The organism is Bradyrhizobium sp. 6(2017) (assembly GCF_011058295.2).
Taxonomy (GTDB): domain Bacteria; phylum Pseudomonadota; class Alphaproteobacteria; order Rhizobiales; family Xanthobacteraceae; genus Bradyrhizobium; species Bradyrhizobium septentrionale.
The window spans coordinates 2,052,962-2,070,692 of the sequence record NZ_CP049289.2; the positions used below are offsets into that span (position 1 = coordinate 2,052,962).

13 protein-coding genes and 4 pseudogenes are annotated in these 17,731 nt (G+C 59.4%); 9 read left to right on the forward strand and 8 right to left on the reverse strand.

What is annotated here, in order from left to right:
- Nucleotides 1-466 precede the first annotated feature (466 nt).
- From G6P99_RS09795 to solA, 4 genes are all read left to right on the forward strand, one after another.
- Nucleotides 467-772, forward strand: coding sequence for a hypothetical protein (locus G6P99_RS09795; protein WP_246709850.1), 306 nt, complete (start codon nt 467-469; stop codon nt 770-772).
- A 1,406-nt stretch (nt 773-2,178) separates the two neighbouring features.
- Nucleotides 2,179-2,397, forward strand: a complete 219-nt coding sequence (locus tag G6P99_RS09800; protein ID WP_029085031.1) for a hypothetical protein — start codon at nt 2,179-2,181, stop codon at nt 2,395-2,397.
- Between the two features lie 73 nt (nt 2,398-2,470).
- Nucleotides 2,471-3,043 carry a hypothetical protein gene (locus G6P99_RS09805; protein ID WP_165128013.1) on the forward strand — a complete coding sequence of 191 codons (573 nt, stop codon included), beginning with the start codon at nt 2,471-2,473 and terminating at the stop codon, nt 3,041-3,043.
- A 169-nt stretch (nt 3,044-3,212) separates the two neighbouring features.
- On the forward strand, nt 3,213-4,361 hold the full coding sequence (gene solA, locus G6P99_RS09810; protein ID WP_029085032.1) for an N-methyl-L-tryptophan oxidase: 1,149 nt from the start codon (nt 3,213-3,215) through the stop codon (nt 4,359-4,361).
- A gap of 993 nt (nt 4,362-5,354) precedes the next feature.
- Here the strand turns inward: solA and G6P99_RS09815 are convergent.
- The 3 genes and pseudogenes from G6P99_RS09815 to G6P99_RS09825 all read right to left on the reverse strand — a co-directional run bounded on the left by G6P99_RS09815 (nt 5,355) and on the right by G6P99_RS09825 (nt 6,857).
- On the reverse strand, nt 5,355-5,993 hold the full coding sequence (locus tag G6P99_RS09815) for a hypothetical protein (protein ID WP_165129315.1): 639 nt from the start codon (nt 5,991-5,993) through the stop codon (nt 5,355-5,357).
- Nucleotides 5,994-6,224: 231 nt separating this feature from the next.
- Nucleotides 6,225-6,570 (reverse strand): annotated as a pseudogene (locus G6P99_RS09820) (transposase); the annotation flags it as partial.
- A 62-nt stretch (nt 6,571-6,632) separates the two neighbouring features.
- Nucleotides 6,633-6,857 (reverse strand): UPF0149 family protein, encoded by a 225-nt coding sequence (locus G6P99_RS09825; protein ID WP_029084244.1) that lies wholly within the window; start codon nt 6,855-6,857, stop codon nt 6,633-6,635.
- A gap of 414 nt (nt 6,858-7,271) precedes the next feature.
- On the opposite strand from G6P99_RS09825, the gene G6P99_RS09830 reads away from it, so the two are divergent.
- Both G6P99_RS09830 and G6P99_RS09835 read left to right on the forward strand, forming a co-directional pair.
- Nucleotides 7,272-8,420, forward strand: a complete 1,149-nt coding sequence (locus G6P99_RS09830) for a hypothetical protein (RefSeq protein ID WP_224496553.1) — start codon at nt 7,272-7,274, stop codon at nt 8,418-8,420.
- Nucleotides 8,421-8,764: 344 nt separating this feature from the next.
- Nucleotides 8,765-9,394 (forward strand): annotated as a pseudogene (locus G6P99_RS09835) (prolyl oligopeptidase family serine peptidase).
- A gap of 471 nt (nt 9,395-9,865) precedes the next feature.
- On the opposite strand, the gene G6P99_RS09840 reads toward G6P99_RS09835, so the two are convergent.
- A complete protein-coding gene (locus G6P99_RS09840; protein ID WP_246709487.1) occupies nt 9,866-10,381 on the reverse strand; it encodes an IS5 family transposase in 516 nt (171 codons plus the stop codon).
- Nucleotides 10,382-10,610: 229 nt separating this feature from the next.
- On the opposite strand from G6P99_RS09840, the gene G6P99_RS09845 reads away from it, so the two are divergent.
- Nucleotides 10,611-11,345, forward strand: a complete 735-nt coding sequence (locus tag G6P99_RS09845) for an alpha/beta fold hydrolase (protein ID WP_165128015.1) — start codon at nt 10,611-10,613, stop codon at nt 11,343-11,345.
- Nucleotides 11,346-11,810: 465 nt separating this feature from the next.
- On the opposite strand, the pseudogene G6P99_RS09850 reads toward G6P99_RS09845, so the two are convergent.
- Nucleotides 11,811-12,224: pseudogene (locus G6P99_RS09850) on the reverse strand (transposase); the annotation flags it as partial.
- Between G6P99_RS09850 and G6P99_RS09855 the strand changes: the two are divergent.
- A pseudogene (locus tag G6P99_RS09855) lies at nt 12,224-12,727 on the forward strand (IS701 family transposase); the annotation flags it as partial. The pseudogenes G6P99_RS09850 and G6P99_RS09855 overlap by 1 nt on opposite strands.
- 201 nt (nt 12,728-12,928) lie before the next feature.
- Here the strand turns inward: G6P99_RS09855 and G6P99_RS09860 are convergent.
- The 3 genes from G6P99_RS09860 to G6P99_RS09865 all read right to left on the reverse strand — a co-directional run bounded on the left by G6P99_RS09860 (nt 12,929) and on the right by G6P99_RS09865 (nt 14,813).
- Complete coding sequence (locus G6P99_RS09860; protein ID WP_165128017.1) at nt 12,929-13,510, reverse strand: PRC-barrel domain-containing protein; 582 nt, start codon at nt 13,508-13,510, stop codon at nt 12,929-12,931.
- A 306-nt stretch (nt 13,511-13,816) separates the two neighbouring features.
- A complete protein-coding gene (locus G6P99_RS47490) occupies nt 13,817-14,548 on the reverse strand; it encodes a DUF1842 domain-containing protein (RefSeq protein WP_165128019.1) in 732 nt (243 codons plus the stop codon).
- Nucleotides 14,549-14,597: 49 nt separating this feature from the next.
- Entirely contained in the window at nt 14,598-14,813 is a 216-nt protein-coding gene (locus tag G6P99_RS09865; RefSeq protein ID WP_198031287.1) for a hypothetical protein, read from the reverse strand.
- A gap of 1,881 nt (nt 14,814-16,694) precedes the next feature.
- Between G6P99_RS09865 and G6P99_RS09870 the strand changes: the two genes are divergently transcribed.
- The gene (locus G6P99_RS09870) at nt 16,695-17,123 is read left to right on the forward strand and encodes a ParA family protein (RefSeq protein ID WP_225024809.1); all 429 of its coding nucleotides are present in this window, start codon (nt 16,695-16,697) and stop codon (nt 17,121-17,123) included.
- Nucleotides 17,124-17,731 lie beyond the last annotated feature (608 nt).

The following is a 17,731-nucleotide window of genomic DNA, read 5'->3' on the forward strand; positions in this document are numbered from 1 at the left end:
CTACGACCACCGACTCTCTACGGCCTAAACGCCGCCGGCAGTTTGATGGAAGCTCCCGTCGGCGACCAACGCCTCCCGGAAATCCTACGCTTTGTCGTGCTTGGACATCGTCCCCTCTCTGTGATCACTTCCAGACAGTGCGTCGCCGCCAGTTAAGCCTGTGGTCAGGCATAGGCACAAGCGAATCCCATTAAAGAGATCGTCAACCACGACTATCGCAAGCCCAGAGAAGCCGGGAACGGACCGGCGCTTCCCCACATGATGCTCCGGTCCCTATCCAATTCTGAACCGATGATGTGACGCCGACCATTGTTGCCCAGGCGATCATAATGAATGACTACATGTTCGAACCAATCGCGGACGAGAGCAATAAGGTTGGACTGCTGGCTCATGGCTACACGGGCGGGGTCACCCGGTCGGAGCCGCCGTTGCGCTCGAAAACCTCAAACTCATCGAGGAGCGGGGTCTGATTGCGAACGTTGGCCGCATCGGGCCCTACATGCAGGGGCTGCGCACGCTCGTTGACCATCCACTCGTTGGGGAGGTCCGCGGCGTTGGCCTTATTGCGGCAATCGAGCTGGTGCTGGACAAGAAACGGAAAGTCGCCGCTACTACTCCGGGCGACGTTGGCAGCATCGCGAGCCGGTTGCTGCACGAGCGAGGGATCATCGTGCGGAATGTAAACGATGCATTGTCGATTTGCCCATGGATCAAATCGACGAGCTCGTCAACGGGATCACGGGCATGCTCCACGATCTTAAGGCGACTGTAGTTAATTGTCGCGAGCCTCACTAACGTTCACTCAACCCCGTTAGTGCGCCTCAAGTCCGATTGCCTGGACAGATCCACCAATGATCGATACACGGCGCATAACGCGCATGCATTTGCCCGATCAAACCGGTGCTTGCGCAAATCCGCGGCGCAGTCGAAGTCGCGTAACAACTATAGGGCGAGATCGACGGCGCGAGATGCAGACGCCCGGAAGGCATGACCCTCATCGCTGCGAATCACGATGGCCTTCTTTTCGCAGCAGGAGGCGTTGACGATCGCTGGGCCTCGCTCTCGATCAAGGCAAACGGGATGGATTTATCTCGGTTGGCACAATGGCGACGACAGCATCTACGCCACAAGGTCGACCAGGGCTTGGACCACGCCTCAGCCGCCGACCTCGAAGCGGCTGATCCGGAAGACGCAGTCCCTGCTTTCAAGCGACCGCCCTAAAAGGAAGCTTGAGCCGAAGCTTCTCGCGAGAACGAGTACCGGGCCAAGTCGGCCGAGGGAACGGTACGATACCATTCTTCAAGGACTTGCGAGAGTTCCCCGAGATCATGCCGCTTGCTTGCGGCCCAGGTAAAGAGGGTGACTTTTCTAGATTGGCCTCGGTCCCGGCAGCCATGTGGTATTGCACTTTCAGCGAAGCCTCTTGGCCGGCTCGGGCAGCTCATGCCAGCCGCCGGACAGCCAGCGGCAACTTGTAGGCGGTGGTCTCGAAGTGCCCGAATGAATGTTTTTGATGAACTCGTCACCCCGTCGAATGAACCATAGCCATCGCGTTTGCCACAATCAGGCGCAATGCCTTTCAAGCTCGAAGCCGTCTCGCTGCAGCTCCCCGATACTGCTATGCGTTTTCATTTGCTCTTCCTCTCTTTGAGGAGGGCGCCGTTCGCTTTGATACCCGGATCATTCTCCAACCGCTTACCGCATGAGTTCGCGCGCCTGCGGCTCAATTGCAGGCGGCTCTCAAGCGGAGAACGAATTGTATACAGAGTCGGCCGTGCCATTCCTTCCTCCACTTGGTTCGAGGTCTAAACCGCGATCTAACTCAGAACTTTGCCTGAAGAGGGCCGCGGTAACCCTGGCGGCCCTTTCTGGCTGCGGGTGGTGCTCGAAATGAGGAAGTGGCGATGTTCGAGCTCTCACAAATGTTGTCAGCTTTGACCTGACATCAACAAGCGACGCGATGCCCAACAGAGGACTGTAGTGCTTGCAGAAATCGCGCCTTTCAGTCCGGCACGTCGCTTGCTTTGTTCACACCACGATCACACCGTGACGAGAGGACGATGTGGAGAATGCTGTCTCGAGTTCACGAGGTGTTAATTACGATGGTCGTGGCGCCGCGTCATTGCTGCGCTTTCTCGAATCGAGAGAGCGCTCGGCTACGATATCTATCTTACGACCGTGCGCGACTGCCGGCTGCTGCTTCCGGTCGCCGCACCGTTCTCCACCGCAGCGCTCTTCGCAGCCCACGTGCTCGCGAGCTTTCTGCTGCTCGTGCCGTTATTCGCCAGCGTGGTCTTCGCGGAAGCACTGTTGGCGCTCTATGGCACTGCGATGGCGGCGGTGCACGTCATCCGCGCGGACAACGATCCACGGCCGGGAGCTGCAGATCACCACTAAAGCGCTGGTCGCCATCTCGGCGGCAGCCTCTTTCTTATCGGCGGCGGCCCCATGGCTCGGCCAAACATTTGTCATGAGGCTGCTCGCGTCGTTCATCGTCAAGCTGTTGCGTGCCGTGTGCAAGAAGCTGTTGCAAATCCTCTCATCGGTCGGCATAGCGGAGAACGCTTGGCTCGATATTGTGGTGGCGAGGGACGATCTTACCGAGCATCGCGTCTTCGTAGCCCAGTGCAGGCTGCAGAATTCTCCCAGAGAGCTGTCGAAAGAGCTCGGCATCGCATTCCGTGGCAGCCGCTTGCCGTACGGAGCACTGGTCGTCGGTGCCGGGGTGGTACGCGCCAAAAGGCTGATCAACAACCGTCAGCAGTTCGCAAGTCTGCTCGATGGCTGCGATCTCCGGGTTGCGCTGGTGCAATATTATCTCAGCGTGGTGCGCTCCACCCACTCGCGGCCGACCATTGTCGAGCTGGATGTCGAACATCCTCATCAACAAGCGATAGACGCCTGCGATCGCGGGAGCGAGGCGGCATTTCGCCGTTCCGCGCAGGCGGGTCGAGCGCTGCTCGCTCTCAGCCCTATGGTAAAGTCCCTGGTCGATGGCGCGGCGCTCCCTTTCGACCGCTGCGGCAGGGCGGCAAGCCCATAAGACCGAAAAGGCTGACAAGGCGAATTGCGAATACTGCGCGACTGCACCCTTCAGGGATTCTTGTGCTCCTGCTGCGGCTGCAGTGTGTCCACCAAGGGCGGGGCCCGCAAAAGTGCGGTGGCGCGGCAGATCAATCGCGCGTGCTAAACAGCGAAAGAGGGAGTGAGGGATGCGTGCTTGCGAAATCGCCGTCGTCGGCCTCGGCCTGATAGGGAGTTCTGCGTTCCATGCGCTGGTGCGTCGTGGGGCCGACGTGCTCGGATTCGACCCTCTTGTCTTGGGCGAGGCTCGCGGCTCGTCGCATGGCTCATGCCGAGTGTACCGACGCTTCAATTTCGAGAGCGCGGCTTACACGGAGCTTAGCGATGCTGCCCTCAAGGGATGGCGGATGTTGGAGGCCGCCAGCGGACGAACAATCCTCATGCCGACCCACGTACTCGAAGCAGGACCTCCCGGATCGAAGATGGTGGCCGACTCCCGCGCCGCCGCGCTCAAGGACGCCGTCCCCGGTCCGGTCACGGGAGCGGAAGCAAACGCCGCATTTCCCGCGTTCCGGCTTCCGGATAATTGGGATGTGGTCGTCCAGGAAAGCGGCGGGATCCTGTTGGCCGAAGCGGCGATCCGCGCGTTTCGCGAAGGCGCCGAACACCGCATCATTCTGGCTCCGGCCCGAATACGGCCGGTGGCCGCCGGCATCCGTATTTCAATGCCCCGAGAGGTAATCTTGGCCGAGAGGGCCATCATTGCTGCAGGACCGTGGATTGCCGGGCTAATCCCGGGACTCGCACGACACTTAAAGATCACCCGACAAACGGTCGGTTGGTTCAAGCCGGCCAAACCCGAATTGGTGCGTTACGGCGAGTTTCCGGCGTTTATTGTCGAAGGGGAGAAAGGAGTGGTCTACGGCTTTCCCGATTTCGAGGGACGAGGCGTGAAGGCTGCACAGCACGACCAAGGGCCAGTCGTGGGGGCAGACGCCTGGCACCCGCCGCCAACGGACGCAGAACTGGAGACTGTCGGATTGACACTAGCTGAATTGGTTCCCGGTGCGGCGGGGCCAATCGTCGAGCGCGATATCTGCCTCTACACGAACACGCTGCGAGCAGACCTGCAACCGGACGAGGGCAACGAATTCATCATCGATCGACTTCCGGCCGACCCCCGCATCGTCGTTGCGTCGCCTTGCTCCGGTCACGGTGCGAAGTTCGCCAGCGCGATCGGTACGATGCTCGCGGATCTGGCACTCGATGCGAAGCTGATAGCGCCGAACGCGTTTCGGCTCGACCGTTTCAGCGGCGTCGCGCCGCCAAACTCCTGAGACGTCAATTGGCATCCAATTCTGGAATTGCAGACAATGGCGTAATTGCGGTCGTGGGCTCGGGCACCAATGGAGCTCCCGCAAACAACCAATTCGCATCAACTGCCATGAAGCACTATGTTGGGCCGGAAACCGCAGTGTGCGTGGTCGGCGAGACGGGGCAAGTGAGTCTTTGAAGGCCGCCCGTAATCGGTCTGTGCCGGGAATGCCCCAGCTGATCAAGTAGCTCGCAGTGTTTGTGGGTCGCGAGGGCTTCGCCCTGATCTAACGGCTGACGCTTGGCCGGCGTCGGGTTCCAGTTATTCGCCGATCGCGAACCGCGAACATACTGGGCGGAGCGGAAGGAGTTTCCGAAAGTGGCGATCAATCACACCAAATACCCTAATCAACTTCATTGGTCTTTTCGAGGCTTTTCGGCCTTGTGCACGCGCTACCCCTGCCCTGCAGTCCATTGCGGGTCTCACCTGCTTTCGAGAAGCTGACGAGGCCGCGGTCCCGTAGCTGAGCGGCATTCGCTCCGCCCAGCCTGTTCGTTCGCTAAACGTGGTCGGCCTGCCGCTATCGCAGACCGTGCCTTCGCCCCATCGTTCTCTGTATGCCGAATCAGGCCCACGCCCGCATGACGCTGTAATTGGTAAGCGGAGTTGATCAGCTTCTCTTTATAGCTCGCACGGAGACCGCCCTCCGTGGTATTATCGGGAACACCGGCTCTGCCAGCTTCAACATCGAGCGGGACATCCCCCAACTCGTTGGCTTCCGCGAGAAAATGCCAGCAACGCAAGAAGGCCGCACTTTGCCGGCGCGGCCTTCTCGAAAACCTTCTGATCCAGCTATTCAGCGGCGTCGGACATGGCGCCCATCATCGTTGCGGATGCGACCACGCAAGCTCACCGCCTTGGGGTCCTTAGTGAAGATCAGGCGCGCGGACCATTCCAGCCGAAGGATACGCTTGTCAAGCGGGCACCTGGTGAGCACACGCTCAACGTGCGTCGCTCAGGTGAGACGCTGAGCCGTTTCGGCCTCGTCACCGCCCCAGCCGGCGTCCGCGATCGATGTGTCGATCAGCTCGCCGCGCAACAGCGCGAGCGGCGATTTGTAGTACAGCGCGACGTTGTGGAGGGGATCCGTCAGGACTTTGAAGACCCATACCAGCCCGGTCTGGCCGTCACGGGTGACGAAGAGCTGGATCATCCGAAAGAGGCCGCCGCCAATGCCTATAACGAGCCATACCGTGCCGACTTGCCGGATGAAGTCAAGCCGCCCGACAGGCGGATCGAACATGCCAAACAGCGGGAAGACGTAGAGTGCGAACGGCGCCAGGCCCCAGATTATCAAGAGCACAATCTTGCGCGTCTGGTTGTAGCCGACCTTGACCGCCTCCTTGTACTCGTTGCTGACTTTGTTCACGTTATCGTAGCCGCTCGGCTCGAAGAAGAAATGTCCGGTCTGCCGCGTCAGCATCGCAAGCCAGCCAACGAGGCCGGCCATTGCCGGGTCCTTGAACAAGAGCGCATAGCAACCGAGGAAGATGAAAGCGCTGATCAAATGCAGCATCTGATTAATTCTGCTCCGGTGATAGTAACGGTAGTCATCCCACCGCAGGTTTCGCAGCATGTCTGACAAAGGGCTCATGATTAATCCTCGGTCATTTGACGATGTTGAAGCCATAAGCCGAGTCCGTGACAGATGCGTGAATGCATTATGATGTCGCATTGCAGCTTAATGAGGTGGTAAAGCCGAGCGCCAGGCGCACGCGAAAAGTCGGATGTTCGCTTTTCGGCTTGATATTGGTGACCAGGGCAGCCCAGTCGACCACGATCTCCTTTAACCGAATCAGACCCCTTGCAGACGGGGCGGGGCCATACGTTTTTTGAGCAGACGGTTTTCCAGGGTCAGATCGGCTACGGCCTCCTTCAGGGCGGCGGCCTCCCGGCGGAGATCCTTCACCTCGCCGGAGGTCGCAGCTCGCGCCGTATCGCCCGCCAGGAGGCGCTTGCTGGCCTCGAGGAACTCCTTGGACCAGCCGTAATACATCGAGGCGGCAATGCCCTCGCGCCGGCAGAGCTCGGAGATATTCTCCTCGCCCCGCAGTCCTTCCAGCACGGATACGGATCTTCTCTTCCGTCGAATACTGCCGGCGCGTCTGGCGCCGAATGTCCTTTAGCACTTGTTCTGCCGGCGCTTTGCCCAGTCCGGATTTCTGCTCCATCTGCGCTCCTGTTGGCTACGATGAACCAGAAATCCTCCCTCCGCAAAATCCTTCAATTTGTCTCACATGCGCTGACGGCGAACAGTATGGTCGAGATTCTCGAAGACCGGCTGGTCCGTGCTGTCCTCATGCCACACGACTGGAAGCCAATCGCTGGGCGTGATCTGCTCCGGGCAGGCCAGCAAACCGGCGATAAAGCCGTCAGGATCTTCGAGCAGCATCGTTTCCTCGCCGAGGGCGAGCAATTCCTCGTCAAGCTGCTTGGGTCGGCGCGACAGACCGGACATGGGCACTCCAATTCCATGGAAGCACGGCCTTGCCAAAGCCCATTGCCTTCCAACGCCTCGCATGAGACTCGACAGATCGAAATTCCGCCCAGACCAACAAGGGTCGCCTTCTCATGCTTAGCGCAAAAGGCGGCTTTCTGCTGCGCAACCTGCTGCGCAACGTACGGTCGTTGCTCATAGCGCGATTGTCAGCTTTGAGACCAACGTCCCCAAGTTAACGCTGACACAAAGTAGAAAGCGACTGGAGAACCTCCAATTTTCAAGCGGCACGCTGCTTGCTTCGTTCGGGGCACCAGCGGGCGCGGTTCCCCACATATCCGCTCTTCGAAACCGAATGCACATATTCCGTCTGCTTCCGCCTACCTCGCAAGACGCGGCGAGCCCGGCCCGCCGACCCAGTCCAGGACAACTCCCATGAAAAAGTCGCTCCTCCTCGCCGCGTCGCTCTCCATGACCTGTTTGATGTCCGCGGCACTGCCCCAGAAGCTGCCGGCTGCGATGCAGGCGGACGATCCTTTCCTTTGGCTCGAGGAGATCGAAGGGCCGCGCGCATTGGCTTGGGCTCGCGCCGAGAACGACAAGACGCTCGGCGCGCTCCAATCGGATCCCCGCTATCAGCGCTTCTATCAAGAGGGGCTCACCATCCTCCAGGCCAAGGATCGGATTCCGTACGTTTCCTTCGGACGGCGCGGTCTCGACAATTTCTGGCAGGACGAGAATCACGTGCGCGGCGTCTGGCGACGTACCACGTTTGAGAGCTATCGCGCCCAGGACCCGCGATGGGACACCATCCTCGACTTGGACGCGCTGGCTGCCGCGGAGAAGAAGAATTGGGTCTTTGAAGGGGGTAGCTGCCTGCCGCCCGAAGAGCGCCTGTGCCTGCTCAAATTTTCCGAGGGCGGCAAGGACGCCGTGTTCGTGCGCGAGTTCGACGCGGACGCACAAGCCTTCGTCACGACCGGCTTCGACCTTCCGGAGGGAAAGCAGGGCGTCAGCTGGATCGACGGCGACACGATCCTGATTGCACGCGATTGGGGCGAAGGGACCACGACGCAGGCCGGCTACCCTTTCGTCGTGAAGGAGCTCAAGCGCGCTCAGCCGCTCGTTGAAGCGCGCGAGGTCTTTCGCGGCGAACCGACCGATGACGGGACGGTGCCATTCGCGCTGCGCGACAGTGCAGGCATGGTCCATGCGACCGGCGCGGTGCGCACTATCAGCACGTTCGAGTATGAGTATGTGCTCTTCGGGCCCAAGGGGCCGATCAAGCTCAACCTGCCAAAGAAGGCGACCATCGGTGGCATCGACAGTGGCCGCCTGCTCGTGACGCTCGACGAGGAGTGGACGCCGTCCGGCGGCACCCGGTTCGCAGCCGGCTCGATCATCTCGTATGACCTGGCCGAATGGAAGCAGGATCCGCTGCGTGCCAGACCGTCGCTCGTCTTCCAGCCCGGGCCTCGGCAGGCGCTCAGCGGGTTCAGCGCCACCAGGAATTTGTTGATCCTGACGACCCTCGACAAGGTTCAGAGCAAGGCGTTCGTCTACAAGTATGATCAGGGCACCTAACGGGCCACGCCGATCCCGCTTCCGGAGAATGCGAGTGTCGGTCTACCTGCCGCATCGAATGAAAGGACGAGGTGATGTTCACCGTCTCCAGCTTTCTCAGGCCGACGTCGCTCTGGTACTTCGACGCCGCGACCGAAGCCTCGACATACTGAAGTCGATGCCTCCTAGGTTCAACGCGTCTAGACTTGTCGTGGAGCAGTTCGAGGCAACTTCGCGATACGGCACCCGCATTCCTTTCTTTGTGGTGCGGCCCAAGAGCGCGAGGTTTGACGGATCGACTCCAACCATTCTTTATGGCTATGGCATGGTTTCAGATTCCGCTCCTGCCGTCTTATGCGGGGGTTATGGGACGGCTCTGGCTCGAGCAGGGCAATGCATATGTCGTCGCGAACCTGCGCGGCGGCGGCGAGTACGGGCCGCGATGGCACGAGGCCGCCCAGGGGGCAACAAAGCAGCGCACATGGGATGATTTTATCGCCGTTGCGGAGGACCTGATCCGACGGAAGATCACCTCTCCGCGCCGCCTGGGCGTAGCCGGCGGCAGCCAGGAAGGCCTGCTGGTGGGGACCGCATTCACCCAACGACCCGACCTCTTCGATGCCGCCATGGTGGAGGTGCCGCTGTTCGACATGGTTCGGTTCACCAAGCTGGCCGCCGGGGCCTCCTGGACCGGCGAGTATGGCGATCCCGCCATTCCCGAACAGCGCGAGTGGCTCGAGGCCTACTCGCCCTATTAGAAGTTGGTGCCGGCCAAGACCTACCCGACCCCCTTCATTCTCACCTCCACCAAGGACGACCGCGTGCATCCGGCCCACGGCCGTAGGACAGCCGCAAGGCTCGCTGAGCTAGGCCAGCCCTATTTTTACTATGAGAACCTCGACGGGGGGCATAGTGCCGCCGCCAATCTCATTGAAGATGCACGCCGGGTGGCCCTCGAATATACCTATGCATTCCGGCGGCTTGTCGATGAGTGATGTCGAGAAAACAAAATCTCACTTCACATGATCGACCTTGGCGGCGCCGTCATCGGCAGCGGCGTCAGCAAGCCCGTGTTTACTATATTCAGACCGTGGTATCGCCCCGGATTAGAGCGGCAGGGCAGCGCTGTCGGTCATCATCACGGGCTTACTTGAAGCTGCCGGCGGCAGGGACGTGGACGTTCTCGACCTGCCGCTATCTCGCGCGGGTCGTTCGATACACCAGACTATACGATCTGGGTAGCGGCCATCTGAACCAGCCTGAGCGCTTGAGATTGGCCACTGTCAGTTACCTCGGCAGATCGGCCGCAAGCCATTCCGACGACGACATTGTTTGATTCTGTTGAAGACCCGTTCGACCCGGTTGCGAGCGCGATAGAGATAAGGGCTGAAGCAGATCGGATCGTTACGATTAGTTTTCGGCGGGATGTTGGCCCACGCGCACTTCTTCGTGGCAAGCTCTCCAATTCAGTCGGCGTCATAGCCACGATCGGCAAGCAGCATCGACCCCGATTTCAGACGAGACAGCAATTTCCCGGCAAGTCGAACGTCATGGGCCCCGCCGGGGCTCAATGCCAGCCGTACCGGCAGGCCATTGCTATCGACCAACGCATGAATTTTGCTCGTCAAGCCGCCGCGTGATCTTCCCATCAATTGGCGCCGATTCTTTGTGATGCAGGCGCCGTGCTGATGCACGCGGACAATCGCGGTGTCGATCATCTGGACAGCGGCATCATGGGCAGCGGCAAATGCGTCTATGATACGGCCCCAGACACCAGCCCGCCGCCAGCGGACGAAGCGGGTTGTATCAAGTGGTGTACGGCCCAAACGCCTCGGGCAGATCGCGCCAAGGTGCTCCAGATCGCAAGCCCCAAATATACCATTGAGGACGCGGCGGTCGTTCACTCGAGGAACGCCACGCGGCTTGTTCGGCAGCATCGGCCTTATGGCAGTCCATTCATAGTCGGCGAGTTCATAGCGCATGATTCGAGCCCCAAGTTTTAGGAGTTTGAGTCACAGGGGTCTCGCCAGGCGCAACATTTCTGGCGTGGCCCCGGCTCGGCACTTTCGGTCAGAAGCGAACATCAGCTTGCCGACGCCCCGCTGAAACCGTTGAAAATGACCCAAACGACATTCGGTTGCTTGCCAGGCGTTTACGGATTGCCCTCAAAGTGCAGACTTCCGTTCAGAGACAACGAAGGACGACCCGCCGATGACCCATCGAATTCTTGTGCACGGGGTGCCTGACACGCCATTCATTTGGAGTGCTTTGATCGAGCAGCTTGGTGCGCACGCGCTGGCACCCAGTCTTCCCGGCTTTTGCGCCCCGCCGCCCGCGGGATTCGGCAGCACCAAGGACGAATACGCGAAATGGTTGGTTGATCTGCTGCAGGATCAATACGCCACCTACGGCCCGCTTGATATCTTCGGACATGATTGGGGTGCATTGTTGACGTTAAGGGCTGCTTCACTGCGCCCGGACTTGATCAACTCATGGGCGATATCGGGAGCGGCGATCGACCCGGATTATGGTGGCCACTTTGTTGCTCATATCTGGAATACACCGCTCCTAGGCGAAATTGCGATAGCCGCTTCACCAAGAAAGATGATAGAAATCATTTTACGTCAGAGCGCGCTTCCACCTGATATTGCGAGGCACGAAGCGGCTGCATGGAGCGCAAACATGCGCAGATCCATCCTCGCACTTTATAGGTCAGCCAACGCGCTCCGATTTGAGGGAGACTGGGTTAACCGGCTCGAAGCCCTACCCAAGCGGGGGCTGTTGATTTGGGGAGCGAAGGACCCTTATGTGCCGGTGTCGGTGGCCCGACGCTTTGCGACGAGGCATGGCGCGAATCTTCTTATAGAACGCAATGCGGGTCACTGGGCCATCGTCGAGCGCGCCAAGGAAATCTCGGGCGTACTCCTAGCTCACTGGCAGAAATAGCTCGGTTCGTGTCCGCCAGGAATCGACGTTTGCCCCTGTAGGACCAACGAGGGCCTTGATAACCTCTTCTGGTTCCGGACCATCACGACCTGGCTGCGCTGCCGCACGAACCTGGTCACCATAGGGTCAAAGCAGACGTAACCTTCGTCGCATGACGCCGCCGGTTTTATGGGGTACACGGCCTTCTGTAATGGGCCCGACGATGTAGCCTCCCGAGTGAACGTCACGCCGCCGAGCTCATGCTTCTGTCCGTGGTCAAGGCCTGGCCGCCACATCATGCTGTCAGAGGGAGCGGTGAGCCTATCTAGATACGCGTGGTTCGTCAGGCGACGACCACTGGCCGTGTAACGGCTTCACCGGATCCACCGTCCCGGCACGGGACTTCGGGCACAGGGCTCAGTTCAGCCCGGTTGCGTTCTTGATCTCCTCCACGTCTTCTATGTTGCGGATCGGATCCGCTCCTGCTCATCGATAAGTTGTGCCGTCGACCCAGATGCGATGCAGGATCACTGCGAGCTTGCGTGCCAGGGCAACTTTTGCGCGCTTCGAGCCTCGCCGCTTAGCGACGTCCATCCCCCAGCGCTTGAGTTTTGAGAACCGCGTGATGCGCGATAGCAGAACGTTGGCGGCTTCATACAACACCCTGTGCACCATCTCATCGCCAGCCAGCGTGAGCCCGCCTGTGACGTCTTCTTCTCCCGATTGGTACTTCTTTGGCGTGAGCCCGAACAGCAGCGCCTGCTGCCTTCGATTTTACGATGCGATGAGGGTCATCAATCGCTGATTTGTAGGTAACAGCCACTAGGGGGACCAACGCCCGGCACTGGTCATAAGCCGGCGACAGACTGCATCGTCACGCACAATTGCCAGCACAGCCTTGGCGCAGCGGGCCGAAGGGTCGGCTGAAAGCCCGATTTGCTGCTGTCCGTGTGCGCATCGCCGACGGGCCTCCGCAGCGAATATGGGATAAGGATCAGCAGCATCTCCCGGGCGACGAGGCGTGGCTCATTGGCGAGCATCGCGCCTCGGGGAGAAGAAATACTATCTTGCTAACCTGTTCGCGGCGGCAGATCTGCGCATACTGGCCGCCACCATCAAGGCGCGATGGATTTGCGAGCAAGCCCATCAGCAGCAGAAAGAAGAGCTTGGCCTCGATCACTTCGAAGGGCGTTCGTGGCAAGGTCTTCATCGTCACGCCCTAATGACTATGATTGCCTACGCCTTCTAGCAGCACCGTCGCCTCGCACACGCGGGGCGGAAAAAAAAGAATCAACGGGCCTCCGCCTCAACCAACCATGCCCGCCGTACCGTCACGCTATCGTTGATCTCATCCTTCGGCCAGCGTCTCAGCGGTGTCCCTACTGCAGAAAACAAATCCATGAAAAACCTTGGCGCAAACAGATTCTGCCAAAGTAGTGCTAAGTTGCCCTTACCTTGGCTGGGACGGCGCATCAGCACCTCGTCAATTCCCTTCAGCCGTTCAGGCGACAAGACAGTCAGGCCACAGCTCCCTACGGACGGGCGATAGCAGGCACACCGAGCCGTCAACGGCGGAAAGAGAGGGGCCCCTAGCACCGGACGCGTCATCGATCCGGCCACTCAAACAAAAAGCCGCCCCGTTGGGGGCGGCTTCGGATCGTAGGCGAGAGCTCCGGCATGGCCTTCAATTCATCCTTAGTGGCGTTAAGCACTGCGTGATCGGGGTACCAACTCTTACTGGCGCTGGTGGTGGTGGTTGTCGTGGTCGTAGTTGCGGCACCGGTGGTGGTTCGCGTGGTGCTGTCTGGAGCGGAAGTCGCTGCAGGAGCATTCGCTGGGGCGGACGTTGTCGACGTAGTTGTCGAGGTCACCGGTTGGTCAACCCACTTCAACTTATCGAAGGCGACTGCCACGTAGTGCTCGCCCAAGCCGAGAACGCCGCCAACACCTAGAACGACATTGGCCACCTTGCCTGACCTATCCAAGATCACCTCGTTGATTTCGCCGATCTTCTCGTTTGCTTCATTGTACACATTCACGCCGGCAAGCTTAGACGCACGCCATTCACCCACCTTGTGCGTGGTGGCAGTGGTAGTCGAACCGACCTGGTTCGTGGATTGCGCCGAAGCCGCGCCGGTCATCGACGCAGTAGCCAGGAATGCGATTGCAATGCATTTCGAAATCATGATGTTCCTCCATTGCTTAGGGGAACAACAGGGCGCGGAAAGTTTGGTTCCAGAGACGGAACAAGAAACAGTATCCGTGCTGCCGAGGTCTCTGAGACCTGATGCTGTTCCGTGATGGCAGAATTCCGTCCCTATGTTTTCAGACTTTCGAGAGGCACCCCACGAACTCGAGCGAAGATTTGCTTGTGGTTGCCGTTCAGCCCGTTGGGCCGTTTCCAACGCGATGACCGCTTTCACGAGGACCAGACGTGAGCCAACTTCACCGCCAGCCACTTCGCTAATGCAGCGTTCACGGCTACCGGACATTCATGTGCCATCCAGTGGCCAGACCGGATCATGACCTCGGTCAAGTCGTCGCAGTATTGACGCATCGGCTCTGGGAACCGGGAGCCTCCAGTCGTCAAGGGGAGGTCCCGGGTTCTGTTGAATTTCTGAAGAGGTTGGCGTTGCCCACCTTGAGCCGGTAGGCTCTGGGTGCTGATGCCACAAAGGAGAGCAACGCCATGAAGAGAGATACCACACCGGCTGGGTGTCTGAACGATCAGCCCAGTCTCGATAATCGGGCAGGAGCCTTGCCGGCCCGAACTTGATGCGTTCATGCGACGACTGGAGACACCAGCTTGACCGGCGCGGCCTCGACCTCCTGTCAATCGCCGTGGCCGCTGCGATAGCGGTAGGAGGCGATTCCCGATTGCCAGTTCGGGACCAGGTCATGCGCAGATCGACGTTGGGCAGAATCACCGGTCCCAGCCCGGCATGGTGCGGCCAGTGGATCGGCGGGTAGCCAGTAAGGAGTACTAGAAGTAGTGCCGGCGCCGGCAAGAGCGTAGGCAGCTGGCTGTAATTGCCTTGCAGGGAGGCGGCGACATCGAGCGGCGGATTAACAGCTTGGGTGATGCTGCCGCAGCCCTGGATCCGCCTGTTCGGCGTGTCAACGACCAGATCCAGCATGAAGATTATGTCTCCTGGGCGGCTTTCGCCAATCTGATAGCAGGCGTGAAACAATCCGACGTGGTCTTTGGTTGTCGTATCTGGCATAGAGCTATCCTTTCCTGTTTAAGAGGATTGAGCGGGTGATCGGCCGTGGTCATCCGGCCAACTTCCGCACGTAGTTGTCAGATTCTTCCGCCGAGATCGCCTTCACCGGAATGCGCGTGCCATTGCTACCGGACACGACGATTTGCGGCACATAATGGCCGGGGAAGCTGCCCTTGACCGCGTAGGGCGTGGACCCATCACCGAGCGGTCCCGTCCAGCCCATCACGTCGATCTTCAGGCCGCCGACCCAATGCGGATCGCGCACTAGGGTAATTCCTGTCGTGAAGTTCGGCGCATCACCCTCAACTTCGACCAGAAATAGCCCGAATCCATCGGATCCGTGATGAAGGTGACTTTTGTCGTTTTAGACGGCTCCGTCTGATAGAAACCCATGATTGTCCTCGTGAGCTGACGATGCTTGGGCGACGCTGCGCAGCATCCCCGCACGCCTGATGACCCGTGCGGCGCTGGGTGGTGTCCGCCAGCGGCCGCAGAGAATTTGCGCGGTGAGTGCTTCAATGGCCATAGAAAGGTGCGCCTCGCCGGTGCGAGCCCCGCGGCTCAGCGTCGAGTTGCGGACATTGTGGCATCGGCCTGACACGAATGAATACGACGAGACCGGCGTCAACTTTCTGCGCGACCAGTCTAAGACAGTTCGCCGTCTTTTGCGTCTATATCCGCGTCGGGCTTTCGATCGTAAGTGCAGTAGGCCACGGCAGCACGGCTTGCAGGTTCGTTGTCCGCGCTTTCGGCAGGAGCTTGAGCAATTCGGGTTTGATAAAGCCGAGCGGCCGAGCGCAGCCGTGTGTACGAAAAACCAAGGGAGAGCGCGCGGTTTCGTCGCGCCCTGAGTAGAAAATGACTGTTGCGAACGTCTAGGTTGTATGCAACCGTAGGCTTGGGCATCAGAAACCCGAGATAGCATCAGTGGCCATCAAATGGGCCAGCGTATAACAGCCCCGTTCGGTGGGACGGTGCGCCCATGTCGAAGGGGCACCCCAAAAGCACATTGGCCGTTCAGGATTTCTGAACCCCCGGCAGCCAGTCCGCTACCGGCATCAGAGCTAAAAGCAAAATCCATGAACCATCAGCGAATCTCGCGCCGCGCCGTGGCGATCGCTCGCGTCTGCAGTCTCGAAGTGTTGCACGACAACGAAACATCTCAGCAGAGAGCCGACCGGTTGCTGGTGCCGCACAAGCGGCGTAACGGCATCGTCAACTTAATCGACCGCCGAGCTGAAGGAGGCGCTTCTCAAAGATTCGAGATTCGGCCATTGTGCTTGTCGTCTCGCACCAAGTCGCAAAGGCTCGCTCGCGCGAAGCGACGGCAGTGACGGCTCCCCATGCGAGCCAACAGATAAGCCCGCTAGCCTCTCCGGATTTGTTAACGATCTGTGGACGCTCACATTGCTGTCGGCCGCCAACGACGATCTTGGCGGGGTTTCCTCGGCAAGGCGGTTGATACCTTGGTCCGGCGAGTGTCGCCCACGTGTGGATTCAGGATCACTCGCCGAGGAGCTTCGACAATACAACGCCGCTCGCTTGAAATGATTCGAGCGGCGTTGGCTCCTAGCCCCGCGAAGGTGATGCAAAATCCCGACAAGGATGGGTCAGCACAAAGCGTGCCAAGGTTCATGTCTCAAACTGGAACTTTGTAGAACTGCGGGAGTCGATTCCTGGCTCTCGACCCCTTCACGACGCTCAATCGATGGAAAGCCCAACCAACTGAGCTGACGCCATTTAGTGTTCTTCGCGCTGGGACCCTTTGACTCTCGCGGAGCAGGGATTTCCTGTCTCTGGGGCTTCGGGTTCTGTCGCGTCCTTCCAGCAGTTGATGTCGCAATATGGTGCAGGCCCGGAACGTGTTGGAAGTTCAAACCAACACGCCGGGGAGGGCGGCTGCGCTTCGGTGACAACATCAACCGCCTGTCGACCCGTGTGGACTGGTTTTCGATCCGGCGCGTCTTTTTTCTTTGGCTGGGCCGACCTGACTCTTCTGGCAGGGGATTTGTGCCGGGCTTTGAAGATTATCTAGAAAGCGCCGGTCCGTAGCGGGTGTTGGTTCCAACCAACACCGGGGATTAAGAGGCCGGTTTCATCGAAATCGTGCCAGCAGGAGCAGCACGATCGGAAGGAGTAGTCATCGATGAACACGATCGTCATCAACAATAAAAAGGGTGTCGGCAAGACGACGCTTGCTGTGCATCTGGCTTGGTTCATGGCGGAAGCTGGCCGCCGGGTTCTGATGATCGATGTTGACGCGCAGGGCAGCGCGACCGACACGCTCAAGCAGCATACAGGGTCGATCTCGGCGGCCGATCTCTTCAAGCCCGCGACCCGAGTCGCTGGTGAAAACAACGGTATCACGCTGGCACCGGCCGACAGCTCCTTTACGGATATCGATCGCGGCAACGCTGCTGCCGTCATGACCCTGCAGCAATCTCGCCGATGCCGCCGAGCGGTTCGATATCTGAATGATCGATACCTCGCCATCGCTTGGGCTTCGCAGCGTCGCTTGCCTGGTCGCCGCCTCGCATGTGCTGGCGCCAATTTACCTGGAAGACTAAAGGCCTGATGCAGACCGTGATCGGTGTCCAACGACGGTGCGGTCGCCAGGACACGAGATTCCTCGGCTTGCTGCATTCGAATTTCAATACCAAGTCGCCTCGTCAACGGACGCACTTAGAGCAGCTCTTGCGCGAAGCGGCAAAGTACGTATTCCCAGGCCCGATTGTTGCACGAGACCGCTATGCTGAAGCCGTTGCGGAACGCGTGCCGGTGTGGAGATTGAAGCGTCGCTCGGCGCAAGAAACTCGCGTAGTTTCACAACCGAGGTCGGCGGCATCGTCGCTGGCAATAAGGGTTCGCTATCAGAACCGGACCGGAGAGCTTGTTGTCGATCAAACGCAAGCAGTCGCAGCACTCAACGCAGCAAGGGTGGAGACGAAAAAAAAGAGCTTGGGATCTCGGTCATAATGGAAAAATGGATCGTCTCCCAATCCGTCATCAATCCAGGCCTTCGACTCCAACCAGAGAGAGAAGATTGGCTAGCAGCTAGGCGACATCTCGCTCTCGATACTCGATCTCGCCGATTGAAGCCGCTACTCTCGTAAATAAGGGAAGCGGCCAAGGCGCGGCAGTTGGTCTCCGCGGTCACAGCAAACAGGCCAGCCCTATCACTAC